General features: G+C 67.6%; 16 protein-coding genes. 8 read left to right on the plus strand and 8 right to left on the minus strand.

Annotated elements, in window-relative coordinates; all coding sequences use genetic code 11:
• Positions 1 to 3: 3 nt before the first annotated feature.
• The 3 genes from H6717_11000 to H6717_11010 are packed head-to-tail and all read right to left on the minus strand — an operon-like array spanning position 4 to position 3,097.
• Positions 4 to 1,620 carry a L,D-transpeptidase gene (locus H6717_11000; GenBank protein MCB9577540.1) on the minus strand — a complete coding sequence of 539 codons (1,617 nt, stop codon included), beginning with the start codon at positions 1,618 to 1,620 and terminating at the stop codon, positions 4 to 6.
• Positions 1,621 to 1,659: 39 nt separating this feature from the next.
• Entirely contained in the window at positions 1,660 to 1,968 is a 309-nt protein-coding gene (locus tag H6717_11005; GenBank protein MCB9577541.1) for a gamma-glutamylcyclotransferase, read from the minus strand.
• Positions 1,961 to 3,097: a CehA/McbA family metallohydrolase gene (locus H6717_11010; GenBank protein ID MCB9577542.1), complete on the minus strand. Its 1,137-nt coding sequence runs from the start codon at positions 3,095 to 3,097 to the stop codon at positions 1,961 to 1,963. The genes H6717_11005 and H6717_11010 overlap by 8 nt, the downstream gene beginning before the upstream one ends.
• Before the next feature lie 61 nt (positions 3,098 to 3,158).
• On the opposite strand from H6717_11010, the gene H6717_11015 reads away from it, so the two are divergent.
• The 6 genes from H6717_11015 (at position 3,159) to H6717_11040 (ending at position 9,061) form a co-directional block, all read left to right on the plus strand.
• The gene (locus H6717_11015; GenBank protein ID MCB9577543.1) at positions 3,159 to 5,351 is read left to right on the plus strand and encodes a S9 family peptidase; all 2,193 of its coding nucleotides are present in this window, start codon (positions 3,159 to 3,161) and stop codon (positions 5,349 to 5,351) included.
• Positions 5,352 to 5,453: 102 nt separating this feature from the next.
• The gene (locus tag H6717_11020; GenBank protein MCB9577544.1) at positions 5,454 to 5,774 is read left to right on the plus strand and encodes a hypothetical protein; all 321 of its coding nucleotides are present in this window, start codon (positions 5,454 to 5,456) and stop codon (positions 5,772 to 5,774) included.
• Positions 5,775 to 5,952: 178 nt separating this feature from the next.
• Positions 5,953 to 6,657, plus strand: coding sequence for a FadR family transcriptional regulator (locus tag H6717_11025; GenBank protein MCB9577545.1), 705 nt, complete (start codon positions 5,953 to 5,955; stop codon positions 6,655 to 6,657).
• Between the two features lie 53 nt (positions 6,658 to 6,710).
• Positions 6,711 to 7,037 (plus strand): SCP2 sterol-binding domain-containing protein, encoded by a 327-nt coding sequence (locus tag H6717_11030; protein MCB9577546.1) that lies wholly within the window; start codon positions 6,711 to 6,713, stop codon positions 7,035 to 7,037.
• A 57-nt stretch (positions 7,038 to 7,094) separates the two neighbouring features.
• Entirely contained in the window at positions 7,095 to 8,156 is a 1,062-nt protein-coding gene (pheA, locus tag H6717_11035; protein ID MCB9577547.1) for a prephenate dehydratase, read from the plus strand.
• 50 nt (positions 8,157 to 8,206) lie between these two features.
• Positions 8,207 to 9,061 (plus strand): FHA domain-containing protein, encoded by an 855-nt coding sequence (locus tag H6717_11040; GenBank protein MCB9577548.1) that lies wholly within the window; start codon positions 8,207 to 8,209, stop codon positions 9,059 to 9,061.
• Positions 9,062 to 9,227: 166 nt separating this feature from the next.
• Here H6717_11040 and H6717_11045 read toward each other — a convergent pair whose 3' ends face one another.
• Positions 9,228 to 9,734, minus strand: a complete 507-nt coding sequence (locus tag H6717_11045; protein MCB9577549.1) for an FKBP-type peptidyl-prolyl cis-trans isomerase — start codon at positions 9,732 to 9,734, stop codon at positions 9,228 to 9,230.
• 59 nt (positions 9,735 to 9,793) lie between these two features.
• Here H6717_11045 and H6717_11050 point away from each other — a divergent pair, with 59 nt between their 5' ends.
• Positions 9,794 to 10,924: an amidohydrolase family protein gene (locus H6717_11050; GenBank protein ID MCB9577550.1), complete on the plus strand. Its 1,131-nt coding sequence runs from the start codon at positions 9,794 to 9,796 to the stop codon at positions 10,922 to 10,924.
• On the opposite strand, the gene H6717_11055 is transcribed toward H6717_11050, so the two are convergent.
• Positions 10,902 to 12,059, minus strand: coding sequence for an MFS transporter (locus tag H6717_11055; GenBank protein ID MCB9577551.1), 1,158 nt, complete (start codon positions 12,057 to 12,059; stop codon positions 10,902 to 10,904). The genes H6717_11050 and H6717_11055 overlap by 23 nt on opposite strands.
• Positions 12,060 to 12,097: 38 nt before the next feature.
• On the opposite strand from H6717_11055, the gene H6717_11060 reads away from it, so the two are divergent.
• Positions 12,098 to 12,736, plus strand: a complete 639-nt coding sequence (locus H6717_11060) for a DUF502 domain-containing protein (protein ID MCB9577552.1) — start codon at positions 12,098 to 12,100, stop codon at positions 12,734 to 12,736.
• A 4-nt stretch (positions 12,737 to 12,740) separates the two neighbouring features.
• Here H6717_11060 and H6717_11065 read toward each other — a convergent pair whose 3' ends face one another.
• The 3 genes from H6717_11065 to H6717_11075 are packed head-to-tail and all read right to left on the minus strand — an operon-like array spanning position 12,741 to position 14,376.
• Positions 12,741 to 13,532 carry an SDR family oxidoreductase gene (locus tag H6717_11065; protein MCB9577553.1) on the minus strand — a complete coding sequence of 264 codons (792 nt, stop codon included), beginning with the start codon at positions 13,530 to 13,532 and terminating at the stop codon, positions 12,741 to 12,743.
• On the minus strand, positions 13,529 to 13,978 hold the full coding sequence (locus tag H6717_11070) for a hypothetical protein (protein MCB9577554.1): 450 nt from the start codon (positions 13,976 to 13,978) through the stop codon (positions 13,529 to 13,531). Before H6717_11070 ends, H6717_11065 begins: the two co-directional genes overlap by 4 nt.
• Positions 13,978 to 14,376, minus strand: coding sequence for a TerB family tellurite resistance protein (locus H6717_11075; GenBank protein MCB9577555.1), 399 nt, complete (start codon positions 14,374 to 14,376; stop codon positions 13,978 to 13,980). The genes H6717_11070 and H6717_11075 overlap by 1 nt, the downstream gene beginning before the upstream one ends.
• Positions 14,377 to 14,459: the final 83 nt, after the last annotated feature.

Here is a 14,459-nt window from a genome sequence, read left to right on the forward strand (position 1 = left end):
GCGTCAGGGGTGAATGTTCACGATGGTGCCCTGCCCCAGCGCCTCACTGGAGTAGGCCGCGTGCCAGTGCTCCGGCACCTCGGGGTTCGCCCAGAAGAACGTGAAGCGCGCGTCGATGGGAGCGACGTTGACGCAACCATGGGAGCGCACGCGACCGAAGTCGTCGTGCCAGTAGGCGCCGTGAATGGCGTAGCCGCCCTTGAAGTACATCACCCAGGGCACGTCCCGCAGCTCGAACTCGTGATCCGCCACGTCCGAGTCCATGGTGGTGGTGACGTGCTTCTCGTACACGCGGAACGTGCCGCGGGGCGTGCTCAGTGTCTTGCCGGGCTCGCCCAGACCGCCACGGCCGGTGCTCACCAGCGTGGCATACACCGGGCGCTCGCCCTCCCACAGCACCATCGTCTGACTCACGATGGAGATGTCGATCCACTTCACGCCCTTCTTCGCCCAGCTCGGCAGCTTGCTGGGCTTGGCCGCGGTCTTCAGATCCGAGCTCCTGAGCCAGCGGCCGTTCTTGGCTTCCACCATCCGCACGCCTTGGATCGCGCGGACGGTTCCGGTGAGCGGAATGAACTCGCGCCAACCGAGGCGTTCGCCGTGCTCGAGCTTCCCGTCCTTGAGGTCCCACCAGGTGGCGCCGGCTTTGCGTGCGAAGGCGACGGGCAGTCCCTCGTCGCGGATGGAGTACCCGTGGAACGGTGAGCCTGAGTCGGCTTTCAGCTTGTCAGCCGGCACCAAGCGGGCATCGGTGGTGATGGCGAAGCGCCGATCCTGCGACTCGGGACCGGCCACGAAGGTTCCGATCAACGCCACGCCCGCGTGCCGCTTGAGCCGATTGGCGATGACGGCGTAAGGCGGCGCTCGAAACGACGACAGGTTCGGGATGCGTCGCTCCCCTTTGAGCCACCAAGGCACCTCGTCGTGACCGTCGCCTCCGAACCGCTCGCTCTGGTCCATCGGCTGCGCGTGCTCGGGGATCTTCCCGATGGCGTAGCCGTCCTTGTCGAGCGGCACGTCGTTGGCGCCCACGTCCAGGGCATCCCAGCGCTCTCGCAGCTTCTTCCAGTTGCGGAGGTGTCGCTCGAGGCGCATCTCGTACTGGAACTGCTCCGCCTTGGACGGGATCTTCAGGTAGTTCGGCGCGATGGACCGCATGAACGCGTAGCGATAGGGCATCGGCCAGCTGCGGTTCGGCTCCACCTGGATCGCCTTGGCGATGGGGTTGTCGAGCTTGAGGGTGGCATCGGGTCCTACGCACACGAAGCCGACGGGACGCACCGCGTACCAGCCGCCGGGGCAGTCGCGCTTGCTCACCGGCTCCGCCGAGCGGGCGATGCGGGCGCCCACCCGTAGGTAGCCGATCGCGTCGGACTTCTTGTCGGGCTTGGGATAGATGGGCGTGATCATCGCGATGGGGGCCAGCTTGGGCCCATCGGCCGGGGGCACCGGGACCTGAGACCAGTCCTCCCCGTCCACCTGCGCGCCGCCGTTTTCCGGCTTTAGCTTCACCGCTCCGGGCGCTTTTTCCCCAAAAAGCTCGGTCTGGCCCTCACAAGCCGCCAGGGCGAGGAGCGCGAGGCCTACGCCGAGGACGCGCGACTTCTGTCCGATTGCCATGGAGGGTGCATGCCAAAGCCACGGCGTTTGGCCCAAAAATCAGCAATCTTCGGGGCGCCAATAGGCCAGCGCCCGGGAGCCGTCGGACAGCGTGATTTCCGCCCGCCGGTACAGGCGCGGGCAGTCCTCGAACAGGTCGAGCTCCGCCAGCAAGGCGTCGCTGACCAAGAACAGCTCACCACGAACACGACCCTCACCCCGCCCGAGCGCCGGGTAGTCGCCCTGGGCGACCAGCACGTGACCGTCGATCGTCTCCGCCTCCGCCACGAAGCGCGCGCCGCCCATGTGATCGTGGTGGCGCCCATCCCTCTTGAGGGATCCATAGACGAACAGGCGATGCTCAGCCAAGCGGCACCGGCTGGAGCCAGGCCTTGTGCCCGTTCGTATCGCTCACCACCAAGCGCACGTAACCTTCGTTGCCCTTGGGCTCGTAGCGGGCGCTGACTCCCCTCGAGCGCGACAGCTCGCGGCCGTCCTTGCCGACGAACACGAACTCGAAGGGCCCGCTGCCCCGGGCCACCGCCGAGAGCGCCTTGGCCGAGCGCTCGACCTCGTCCAACAGCACGCCCGTCGTCGCGTAGAAGTGCCCGGCGAGCAGCGCCTCGCGGATCTTCGCAGGCTTCTTCTCGGCGTGGACCATGATCCAAGCGCGATCTCCGGTGTAGGCGAACTTACCGATCTTCCTACGCTCCGCCGCGTCCGAGAAGTGGTGCGCGTCGTCCGTCGCCAAGCCCCACACGGTGACGCCGGAGCTCAGCACCTGATCCCACAGCTCTTCCGCGCGCCGCTCCGCGGCCTCGCGCCCGTCCGGGTGTTGTTGGTCGAGCCCGGCGTTGATCAGCTCCACCAACTTCAGGCCGTGCTTGGCGAGCTGGACGATGGTGCGGGCGTCCGCGGCGAAATGGAACGACGGATGATTGAGCACGTAGATGCCGCCGAGCTTTTCGGCAAAGTCGAACTGCGCCTGGAACGCCTCGCGGCGACCCGGCACGAAGGGCATCCTGAGCTTCTCTCCGTGGCGCTCGTCTTTGGCTGGATCCACGAACAGCGCCGTGGAGTGAAACAGACAGCGGTAGCCCTGCACCGGTTTGGGATCGCAGATGGTGGAGTTCTGCGTCAGCTCCACCCCCGGGATCAGCAGCATCCCCGGCGGAGCATCCACCACCGTGATGCGATTGTGATCCGTGATGGCAAGGAAGTCGTAGCCCCGCGCCTGGTAGAAGCGCACTACCTCTTCGGGGGGCGTGTGGCCGTCGTAGGAGCGCTCGGTGTGGACGTGGGTCTGCCCCTTGAGCCAGGGGATGGCCACCGGCCGCTCGGGCTCGGCCTTCCTCTCGGGGGCAGATTCCTGTCGGGCCGGCGCGGAAGCCCGCGGTTCGGACGGCGGGGCGGAGCGCGCAGCACTGGGCTCGGCGACATCCGCGCGGGTGCAGCCCGAAAGCGCAATGGAGCACAGGGCGGCAGCCAAGAGTCGCATCGCGTCCGATCTTGCCTGCCCCACCCCACGCTGTCCAAAACGGCGGTAAGCTCACGGCCTCATGAAGCTCCACCTCGGTGGGGGCGTCCTGCTCGCGGCGTGGCTCGGGGGCTGCACGAGCCTCTCCCCGCTGCCGGCCGAGCCTCCGCCGCCCGCGCCCAAGCCCGCCGCCATCACCCCCGTCATGGTTCAGTCCCTCGAGTCCGACGCCCCTGTCTTCACCCGCCGCGACGACGTGGTGGACACCTGGTTCGGCCGCCGGGTGGCGGATCCCTACCGCTGGCTCGAGAGCTCCGACGATCCCGAGGTGAAAGCCTGGGTCGCAGCGCAGAACCGGCGCACGGAGCACACGCTGCGCGCGCTGCCGGTGTGGGAGCCGCTGCACGCTCGCATCACCCAGCTGCTCACCATCGGCGAGATCTCCCTACCCACGGTCCGCCGCGGCGCGAGAAAGAGCCGCTACTTCCACACGCGCCGGCACGGACACGAGAACCAGCCGGTGCTCCTGTACCGCGACGGCGCCTCGGGAGAGGACCACGTACTCGTGGATCCCAACGCCCTCAGCGCCGCCGGCACCACCGCGCTGGACTGGTACGTGCCCTCCACGGAAGGCGCGCTCCTCGCCTACGGCGTGAGCGAGGGCGGTACGGAAGAGAGCACGCTGTTCGTGCGTGACGTGGCGACGGGCAAGGACCTGCCGGACCGCATCACCCGCGCGCGCTACTCCTCGGTGTGTTGGCTCCCGGGCGGCAAGCGCTTCTTTTATTCGCGCTTTCCGGCTCCCGGCTCGGTGCCCAAGGACGAAGAGAAGTACCACCGGCGCATCTACGAGCACGTGCTGGGCAGCGATTCCGACAAGGATCCGTTGATCTTCGAGTCCGCGGACATGACGGACTTCCCGAGCTGTACCATCTCGCCGGACGGGCGTTGGCTCTTGGTGCGGGTGCACCAAGGGTGGAGCAAGAGCAGCGTTTGGCTGGCAGACACCCACGACAAGAAGCTCGTGCTCACGGAGCTCACCGAAGGTGCGGAGCACGTCTACGACCCGCTGGCGGTGAACGACCGGATCTACGTTCGAACCAACGAGGGCGCGCCGCGCTACGCGCTGTACGCCGTGGATCCCGCGCGCCCTGCCCGCAAGAACTGGAAGCTCGTGATCCCCGAGCACGCCCACGACGTGCTGAACGACTTCAACGTCGTGGCCGGCCAGCTCTTCGTCGGCTACCTGGACGACGCCAGCTCTCGTCTGCTGCGCTTCGACCTCTCCGGCAAGCGCCTGGGTGAGGTGAGCCTACCGACGTTGGGCAGCAACGGCGGCGTCACCGGCCTGCCGGATGGCGACGAAGCCTTCTACGACTTCGAGTCCATCGCCCACCCACCGGTGGTCAAGCGCTTGAACGTACACTCGGGCAAGACCGAGGTGTTCGCCGAGGTCTCCGCCCCGGTGGTGGGCAGCGACTTTGCCGTGCAGCGCGGCAACGCCAAGAGCGCGGATGGCACACTGGTGCCGTACCTCCTGGTCCACAAGAAGGACGTCGCGATCGACACCGCGGATGCCCCCACGCTGCTCTATGGCTACGGGGGTTTCAACGTCAGCCTGTTGCCGCGCTTCAGCCGCATCACCCTGGCGTGGCTGGAGCAAGGCGGCGTGTACGTGCAGGCGAACCTGCGCGGCGGCGGCGAGCTGGGCGAGGACTGGCACCGCGCCGGGCAGCTCGACAAGAAACAGAACGTGTTCGACGACTTCGCAGCCGTCGCCCGCGACTTGATCGAACGGCGCATCACGCGAACCGAACGCCTGGGCATCTACGGGCGCTCCAACGGTGGGCTATTGGTGGCGGCCGCCGTCACCCAGCATCCCGAGCTGTTCCGCGCCGCCGTCAGCGCAGTGCCGCTCACGGACATGCTCCGCTACGACAACTTCCTGATCGCCAAGCTGTGGGTGAGCGAGTACGGCTCGCCCCACGACGCCCAGCAGTTCGAGTGGCTGTACGCCTACTCGCCGTACCATCACGTCGAGGAGCACACGCCCTACCCGGCGGTGTTGATGATGACCGCGGACGGCGACACCCGCGTGGATCCCATGCACGCACGAAAGATGGCCGCCGCCCTGCAGCACGCGACCTCCAGCAAGCGGCCGGTGCTGCTCCGCACGGAGGACGCCGCCGGCCACGGCCAGGGCAAACCCATGAGCAAAGTGGCCGAGGAGTACGCGGATCTGTATGCATTTCTGCTGTGGCAGCTCGGGAGCTGAGAATATTCGCGCCGGATGGCCCGTATCACCTTGGCCGACATGCCGTCGCGCCGGGCCCGGGTTCGATGTAACCTCGGCCAAACCCGCTCGAGAGGAGCCTTCATGACCCCCAAAGCTTTGTCTGCGCTCACGTTCTTGGTTGCCATGGCGTCCGTCGCCGCTGGCTGCGTCATCGAATCCCAGCAGCGTCCCGCCGACAGCACGCCCCCACCCCCGGCTCCGACCGCCACGGAAACGGCCACCGCGGTCGCCACGGCCACGGAAACGGCGGCCCCCACCCAGACCGTCGCCCCGACAGAGACGGCCACCACCACGCCGGTCGCGACCGCGGAGCCGACGGCCACCGCTACGGCCACTGCCACCACCACGGCAACCACCACCGCGCCCTCCACAGGCAAGCTCAAGCTACCCAGCAAGCACTGAGCCCTCGGCGCTTCCGCGAAACGGCCCACGGCTACCAGCCCGCGGGCCGTTTCGTAATTTTGTCCATAATTCCATCACTTTGCAATGGTCCAACATTTTGCATTGATTGTTGGACCATTCATTTCTAGAACCGCCACCGGTGACTGCCAGGGCGCGGAAGCAAGTAGCCGACACGGGGGTGCCCACTCGGGGCAAGCGGACCCGAGCGGATCAAGTGCTGGAGCTGCTCAAGGCGCGCATCCTGAGCGGTGAGCTGGCCCCGGGCGACAAGCTGCCGCCCGAGGTCGCATTGGCCGAGGAGCTGTCGGTGCACCGCTTCACCGTGCGGGAGGCGATGAACAAGCTCGAGGAGCTGAGGCTCATCGAGCGCCGACCGCGGGTCGGCACCGTGGTGCTCGACTATCGCGACAACGCCGGGCTCGAGGTCGTGGAGTACCTCGCGGTGTCGCCCGATGGCATGGTCGACACCACCGTGCTCGCGGGCCTGCTCGAGTTCGCCCGCATGCTCACCAAGGAGCTGGCGGGCCTCGCCGCGGAGCGCCGTAGCGACGACGACCTCGCGCGGCTGACACTGACGGTGGCCAAGATGCAGGGCGAGAAGAACCTCTCGAAGCTGCTCTGGCTCGACTTCGAGTTCAACCTCGAGCTGGCGCAGGCGGCGCACAACATCGTCCCCCGCCTGCTCCTGAACAGTGTGCGTGGGCTGCTCGAGAAGTACACCCCCTACCTGGAGACCCTGTGGGTGAGCCCGGGCTCCATCACGGAAGGGTACGAGCACGTGGTGGACGCGATCCGCCGCCGCGATCGCGAACGCGCCAAGAGCCTGGTGCTCTGGATCTGGACCGGACGCCACCAACGCTTCGTGGAGTCCTTCGAACGCTGACGACTCATCCGCCGGTTGGCGGGAGCAACGAAAACAAAAACAGGAGAGACAGCATGGCGACTGCCAAAGAGAAGATGGAAGAGGCGAAGACCAAGATCGAGGCGAACAAGGACGCCGCCGCTGGCATCGGCGCGGTGTACAAGTTCGTGCTGGCCGGGGACGACGGTGGCACTTGGGTCATGAACCTCAAGGACAACCCCGGCGTGACCGAGGGTGACGGCGACGCACAGTGCACCATCAAGATGGCGGCCAGCGACTACGTCGACATGCTCGACGGCAAGGCCAACGGCCAGCAGCTGTTCTTCTCCGGCAAGCTCAAGATCGAAGGCGACATGGGCTTGGCGATGAAGCTGCAGAAGCTCACCGACGTCTTGAAGTGAGCTCACCGTCGGCTCGAGCTCGGTGCGGCGCATCGAGCTCGGGCCGAGCGATGCCCCATGAGCATCGACGAGAAGCGAACGCGCATCGACGCGATCGACGACGAGATCCTCGGCCTGTTGGACGAGCGTGCTCGTTTGGCGCGAGCGATTGGCGACGAGAAGAGCCAGCAGGGCGCCGGCATGCACGACCCAGAGCGCGAGCGTGCCGTGATCGCACGGCTGCTGGCTCGCGCCGGAGACTTTCCGGAGCACGGCATCCGGGCGGTGTTCCGTGAAGTGATGAGCGCGTGCTTGGCGCTGGAGCAGACGCTCGACATCGCCTACCTGGGCCCCCCGGGTACCTTCAGCCACATGGCGGCGGAGAGCGCCTTCGGCCTCTCGCCGCGCTACGTGGAAGCCACCACCATCCGCGCCGTCTTCGACGCGGTGTTGCGGGGCCACGCGAGCTACGGCGTGGTGCCCATCGAGAACTCCAGTGAAGGATCGGTCAGCGCGACCCTCGACGAGCTCGATCGCAACGACCTGATGATCCGCGGCGAGATCTTGATGGACATCGCCCATTGTCTGGTCGGGCGCCCTGGGGACCGCGGCTCCATCGAGCGCGTGTATTCCCACCCCCAGGCCTTGGCGCAGTGCCGCAGCTGGCTCGCGGAGAATCTGCCGCGTGCGCAGCTGGTCGTCGCCCCCTCCACCAGCGCCGCCGCCCGCGAGGCCGCGGAAGACGACCGCTCCGCGGCGGTAGCCAGCCGCCTGGCCGCGGACCTCGCCGGGCTCTCGGTGCTCTTCGAGGGCATCCAAGATCGCGCCGAAAACGTCACGCGGTTCGTCGTTCTCGGGACCGAGGATGCGGCGCCCAGCGGCCGGGACAAGACCAGCATCTCCTTCTCCGTACGCCACGAGCGGGGCGCACTTCGACGCGCGCTCGAGCTCTTGGAGGACGCCGGGTTGAACCTGACGCACATCGAGTCGCGACCTGCCGTGGATCACATCTGGCGTTACGTGTTCTTCACGGACTTCGAAGGGCACCGGAGTGATCCCACCGTGGCCCGCGCGCTCGAAAGCCTCGCTGGCCACGCCGGACGGGTACGCGTGCTGGGCAGCTATCCCCGCGCGGATTGAGATCGCGGATGCTTTACCGAGGCGAAGTGGCGGCGTAGGCTCAGGTCGCCGTGGCGCCGAAGGATCTCAACAAGACGACGCTGGGTGGCGGCACCGCCGCGGCCGGCCCGCATTACGCCGTCCGCCACGGCAATCGCACCATTCCGCTCCCGCTCGGAGAAACTCTGGTGGGGCGCGGCACGGACTGCCAGATCGTGCTGGATAGCCCTTTGGTCTCGCGCAGGCACGCGAAGATCATCGTCACTCCGGTCGGCGTCATGGTGGAAGACCTGGGCAGCATCAATGGCGTGAAAATAGACTCCCGCCCCCTGAAGGGACGCATCGAGGTCGACGTCGGCACGCGCGTGAGCGTGGCGGACGAGATGCTCGAGGTAGTGAGGCTGGGAGAGGATCGCCCCGCCACTGCGCCGGAGGTCAAGAAGGCCGTCACGGTGCAAGTTCGCGTCGAGCCCGAGAGCGACGAAGTGTCCGTCACCGCCCGGCGCAAGGACGCCTTCTCGCTCCTCGCCCGCGTGGTCGACAAGGCCCTGGCCCTGGGCCGCGGGGACGAAGCCGAGCGCTTGATGACCAGCATGCTGGAAGGCGCCCTGTCCGAGGCCGAAGCCGGCCTCAAGTTGCCGAGCGGCCTCGCGGAAGACGCCGCGCGCTACGCGATTCGAATCGCCCTGGCCACCAAGAAGCCGTCTTGGGTCGACTACGCCATCCGGCTGTTCCACACCCTCGGCCGTCCCCTTCCCCTCGACGTCGTGGAGGAGGCCCACGCCGTCGTCGGCAAGCTCGCCATCGACCGCACGCTCTTGCGCAAGTACGCCGCGGATCTCGATCAGAAGGCCACCAGCCCCACGGATCGCTTCGCCGTCCGGCGCATCCAGTCCCTGGCCGACGCCGCCGCGCGCGCACGCTGATCCCGCGCCTCGTTCGATGGCGTGAGTCTGCGCAGGGCCTCGCGGATCGCGCCAGCGTTGCGCGTTCCATTCGGGCAAAGGTTCCGCATCCGAACGGTTTCCGCGCCGGCCCGACAAAATCAAATCTGGGGCCGCCCGTGATCCATGCTCTGGCGAAGCGCCGTGGTCAGCTCCCGATTTCGAGCAGCTCGATCTCGAACTGCAGCGGCGCATCCGGCGGGATCTTCGGCGGGCTGCCCCGCTTGCCGTAGGCCATGTCCGAAGGGATCACGAGCTTGCGCTTGCCGCCCTTCTTCATCCCGACGACGCCTTCGTCCCAGCCCTTGATCACTTGGCCCTGACCCAGGGTGAAGGAGAACGGCTCGTCGCGATCCAGTGAGCTGTCGAACTTGGTACCGTCCATCAGGCGGCCCGTGTAGTGCACCTTCACGGTGTCGCCCGACTTTGCCGCCGGGCCCTTGCCGACCTTCTCGTCGATCTTCTCGAGCTTGTCGACGCTCTTGGGAGCGGCGGCGTCTTCCGCCGGCTCCGCCGCCGATGCACTGGCGGGTGGCAACGCCACCGCCGGCTCGGGCGTGGCGCTCGGCTGCACCCGCGACTCCGGCTCCGGCACCTTGTCTTGACACGCGCCCAAGGCGACACACGCGAACAAACAAATCCAAGGGGTCTTCATCACGGCCGGTGACCTAAGCCGCGATGGCGCCGGTGTCAAAGGGGTGCATAATCGAACGCGTGAAGGCGTCGCGGCGCTCCGTCCTGCTCCTTGCAGTCCTCGCCGTGATCGCGGTGATCGCCATCGTGGTCTCTCGGCGCGAGCGCGGGCTGGCACCCGCTCCGCTAGCCAGCGCCAGCGCCCAGCCGCGGCCCTATCGCATCGACGTGCACGTGCACTTGTCCGCCACGGGGGTACCGCGGCTGAAGAAGCTGATGGCGGAGTACGGGTTCGACCACGTGGTGAATCTTTCCGGTGGGCACCCCCTCGACAATCTTCCGACGCAGATCGCCGCCGCTCGGGCCTCCGGCGGACGCGTCACGGTGTTCGCCGCCCTCGCCTACGAGCAAGCCCAGGCCCCGGGCTATGGAGAGCGCATGGCCCAAGCCCTCCGCCTGGCCCACAAGCAAGGCGCACGGGGCCTCAAGATCACCAAAGCGCTGGGCTTGGCGCTCCGGGGCCCCGATGGCGAGCTCATCCCGGTGGACGATCCGGAGCTCGATCCGGTGTTCGAAGCCGCCGGAGAGCTGGGCATGCCGGTGGCAATCCACGCGGGAGATCCGGAGGCGTTCTGGCTCCCGGTGGACGACGAAAACGCGCGCAAAGCCGAGCTCACGGCGCACCCCGGCTGGTCGCTCTACGGCAGGGACGTGCCGAGCTTCGACGAGATCCAGAAGCAGCTCGAGCGGCGCATCGCGCGGCACCCGAAGACCACGTTCATCTCCGTCCACTTCGGCAACTGCGCGGAGCACCCCGAGCGCGTCGCGCGCATGCTGCGCAAGTATCCGAACATGTACGTCGACACCGCGGCGCGGATCCCGGAGATGGGACGCTATCCACCGGACAAGATGCGCGCGCTGTTCGTCGAGTTCGCCGACCGCATCTTGTACGGCTCGGATCTGGGCGTAGGACCCGAGCCCACGCCGCTGTTCCTCGGCTCCAGCGGCAGCGAGCCACCGACCCAGGAGGAAGAGAAGCGCTTCTTCTCCGCCAGCTATCGTTACTTCGAGACGGCGGACGTGGACTTCGATCATCCCACGCCCATTCAGGGCAACTGGAAGATCAGCGGCATCAACCTGCCGCGGGACGTGCTCGAGAAGATCTACTCCAAGAATGCCATTCGGGTGCTCAAGCTGGATCTGAAGCAATAGGTCGGTCCAGCGCCACGGCCAGCGCGCCCAGGCTGGCGGCAGCGCCGAGGACGCCGAACATCACGCCGTAGCCAAAGCGCTCCGAGAGCTCTCCGGCAAGAAACGCCGCGAGCGTCATGCCGATGTTGAACGCCAGGTTGAACAGCGCCATGGCGCGACCGCGAGCCCAGGGCGGCGCGTCTTGAACGAACAGCGCGTTCATCGACGGATACGCGAAGCCGTGACCCGCGCCGAAGATCAGCGCCAGGAGCACGAGCAGCCCCACGCCGTGCACCGCTCCCAGGCTGGCCACGGCCACGGAGAACAAGAGCGCGGCGACGATGCCCACGCGGCGGTGACCGACGCGATCCCCGAGCCCGCCGGCGAAGAGCCGCACCCCAACGGCGCTCACCACGTAGGCGATGAAGAACGGCGCGTGGCTCGGCAGCCCCCGGGCCCGCACGAAGACGGGCACGAAGTTGATGGCCGCACCGAAGGCGAGGGCCGTGGACAGCCCTCCCAGCAGCACGCCGCGGCCACCGCGGCGCAGCGCCAAGCGCGCCATGCCGATGGGCTCGGCGTCGGCGTCGGCGGCGACGGCGCCGGAATCCCCCGCCCGCAAGAACCCGAACAAGGCCAGCACGCCGAATGCGCCGGCGACCGAGAACAACAGGGCGAAGCCCCAGCGGTGAGCGACCCACTCCCCCACGGACGGCCCCACGGCGTGAGCCGCCAAGGTGGTGGTACCGAACACCGCGATGGCGCGGCCGAGCCCGCCCGGCGGCGCCAGCTCGACGATCAGCGCGTTGGTGGACACGAACACCAACGAGAACGAGAGCCCGTGGAGGAAGCGCAGGGCGTAGGGCCACGCGCTCATCGTCTCCACCCGCGCGAACAAGAGCGCCACCAGCGACCACACCACACAGCCGGCGATCACGAAGGGACGGCGACCGTAGCGATCCACCAGCGCCCCGGTGGCGGGAATGGCGAACAAGCTCGCCAGGCCGAACACGCCCATCACCCGGCCGATCTCCGCCCGCGACGCGTTCAGCGCCTGGAGTCGCACCGGCAAGGTGAAGAAGGCCGTGACGCCCACGAAGAACGCGAAGTTCGCGATCGTTGCGAACGCGAGGCGCCGGGCGCGGCTATCCGTCACTCTCGCGATCCTCCGCGGATTCCGCTATGTGCCCGCGCATGGCCAACAGGATCCTGTCGTACTTCTGGCGAGGCTGCCTGGTGCTCGCTCCCGTCGTGGGGACGCTGTACATCGGCTGGCTCTTGATCTCCACCGTCGACAGGCTGATCCCCATCGGGATCCCGGGCCTCGGACTGGTGGTGACGGTCGGGATCGTCACGCTCGTGGGGTTCCTCACCTCGAACGTCGTGGGCAAGGCCGTGGTGCGCAGCATGGAGAATGCGCTCACCCGCGTTCCGCTGCTGAAGCTGCTGTACACTTCAATCCGCGATCTCATCAACGCCTTCGTCGGCGACAAGAAGCGCTTCGACCGTCCCGTCGCCGTCGCCTTCACCGAATCCGCGCGAGCCCTCGGCTTCGTGACGCGGGAGACGCTGCACGGCCTGCACCTCCCCGGCCACGTCGCGGTCTACTTCCCGCAGTCCTACAACTTCGCGGGCAATCTCCTGATCGTTCCCAAGGAGCTGGTGGAACCCCTCGACGTGCATCCGACGGACATGATGGCGTTCATCGTCTCCGGTGGTGTATCCGGGCTCGGCATCGGCTCCCACGGCGAGAGCATGCCCCCCAGCATGCCGCCGGACCGCCCCACGGATCAGAAGACCCTCATCGGCCACCAGGGCCCGGGAGAGCGCTGAGGCCTCAGCCCTCCATCAACTTCAGGAACGGCCCCGCGCCGAGCAGGGATTGGCCACCGTCCACCAGCAGCGTGGTGCCGGTGATGAAGCCCGCCGCCGGGGACAGCAAGAACAGCGCCGCTTCCGCGATCTCGTCGATGGTGCCGAAGCGCCCGATCGGCATGCTGCGCTCGAGGGCGTTCTTGTCTTCCCCGGGGGGAGCCAAGCGGCGCATGCCCTCCGTGCCGGCGATGGGGCCCGGCGCGATGGCGTTCACCCGAACGCCGACCGAGCCCCACTCCAGGGCGAGGTCTCGCGTGAGCTTCTCGATGCCGGCCTTCGCAGCGCCGGCATGGCATTGGAGCGGCGTCGGGATGAAGGCCTGTGTTGCCGTGACGCTGAGCACCGCGCCCCGAGTACGGGACAGTGCTTGGAAGCTCGCGCGACAGGCGTTGAAGGTGCCGACCAGATCGATGTCGATGACCGCGCGAAATCCGTTGGCCGACAGCCCGGCCGCGGGCGCGAGGAAGTTCCCCGCGGCGGAGTTCACCAAGATGTCGAGCTGACCGAGCTCCGTGGTGGTCTTGTCCACGGCGCCGGCCAGGGCGTCGTAGTCCCGAACGTCCAAGGCCACGCACAGCGACGGCCCGTCGATCTCCGCGGCCGTGGCCTCGAGCTTCTCCTGGGTACGGCCGACGAGCACCACGCGCGCCCCCTGACGAGCCAGGGTCTTGGCGATACCGGCGCCTATGCCACTACCGCCACCGGTGATCAGCGCCACTTTCCCTTCCAGGATGCCGTCGCGGAAGACGCTCACGCCTGACCTCCGCCCCAGGGCCCCGGCGCCATCGCGCCCCCGCCCCACTGCGGCGCCGGAGGCGCCGTGATCAGATGTCCGACGCTCGACCACAGCACCCCCGAGAGCTGCTGATGCCGCGTCTGCCAGTCCTGATAGCCCATCACGCCCAGCACGATGGCAAGGGGGAAGAAGAACAGCCAGGCCACGAGAAAGATGATGAGTCCGTTGCTCTCGAAGTCCGGACCGATGCGGGCGTCCACGAAGAAGCCGCCCTGCATGGGCATCACGCTGACGGCGACCTTGGGCACCATGCCGTAGCTCGCCACGTTGCCGCGGCCCGCCCAGGTGTTGGGCCCGGTCTGGGTCAGCACGATGCCGGCCTGGTACAGCGTCCCGCTGATGCCCTGGATCACCGGGTTGGGATCGGACCCCGCGAAGAACTGGCGTTCGTTCTTGTCGAGCATCAAGCGTCTTCGAGCACGTTGCTTCCGAGCGTGAGCGCGCCGTCCTTCACGGAGTCCAAAATGGCGTCGGCTTCCTCGGGCTCGATTTCCAGGATCTCGATCAGCTTGTCGAGCAACTTCTTCTCGCTGTCGCTCTGCTCTCCGTCCGCGTGGGTCAAGAGCGCCGCGTTGGCGAGCAACAGCTCCCGGTCGTCCGTGCTCAAGTCCTGGAGCGGGAGGTCCTTGTCGAGCGTGCGGCGCGTCTTGGCGTAACTCATGAGCTCGTCCGCCTCTTCGTCGGTGGCGTCGAAGCCCGCGAGCAGCCCCTCGATCACGTGCTCCTCCGGGGCCTCCACCTTGCCGTCGGCCCAGGCCACCGCAACCAGCGACTTGACGATGTTCTTTTCGCTCGGCGTCATGGCGCCATCATAGTCGAAGGCCCGGCGGATCAGTGCCTTTCCTCGGCATGAGCCTGGTTGCCGGGGCCCGGCCGCGCTATGGG

Source organism: Polyangiaceae bacterium, from assembly GCA_020633235.1.
In the GTDB taxonomy this organism is placed as follows: domain Bacteria; phylum Myxococcota_A; class Polyangia; order Polyangiales; family Polyangiaceae; genus JACKEA01.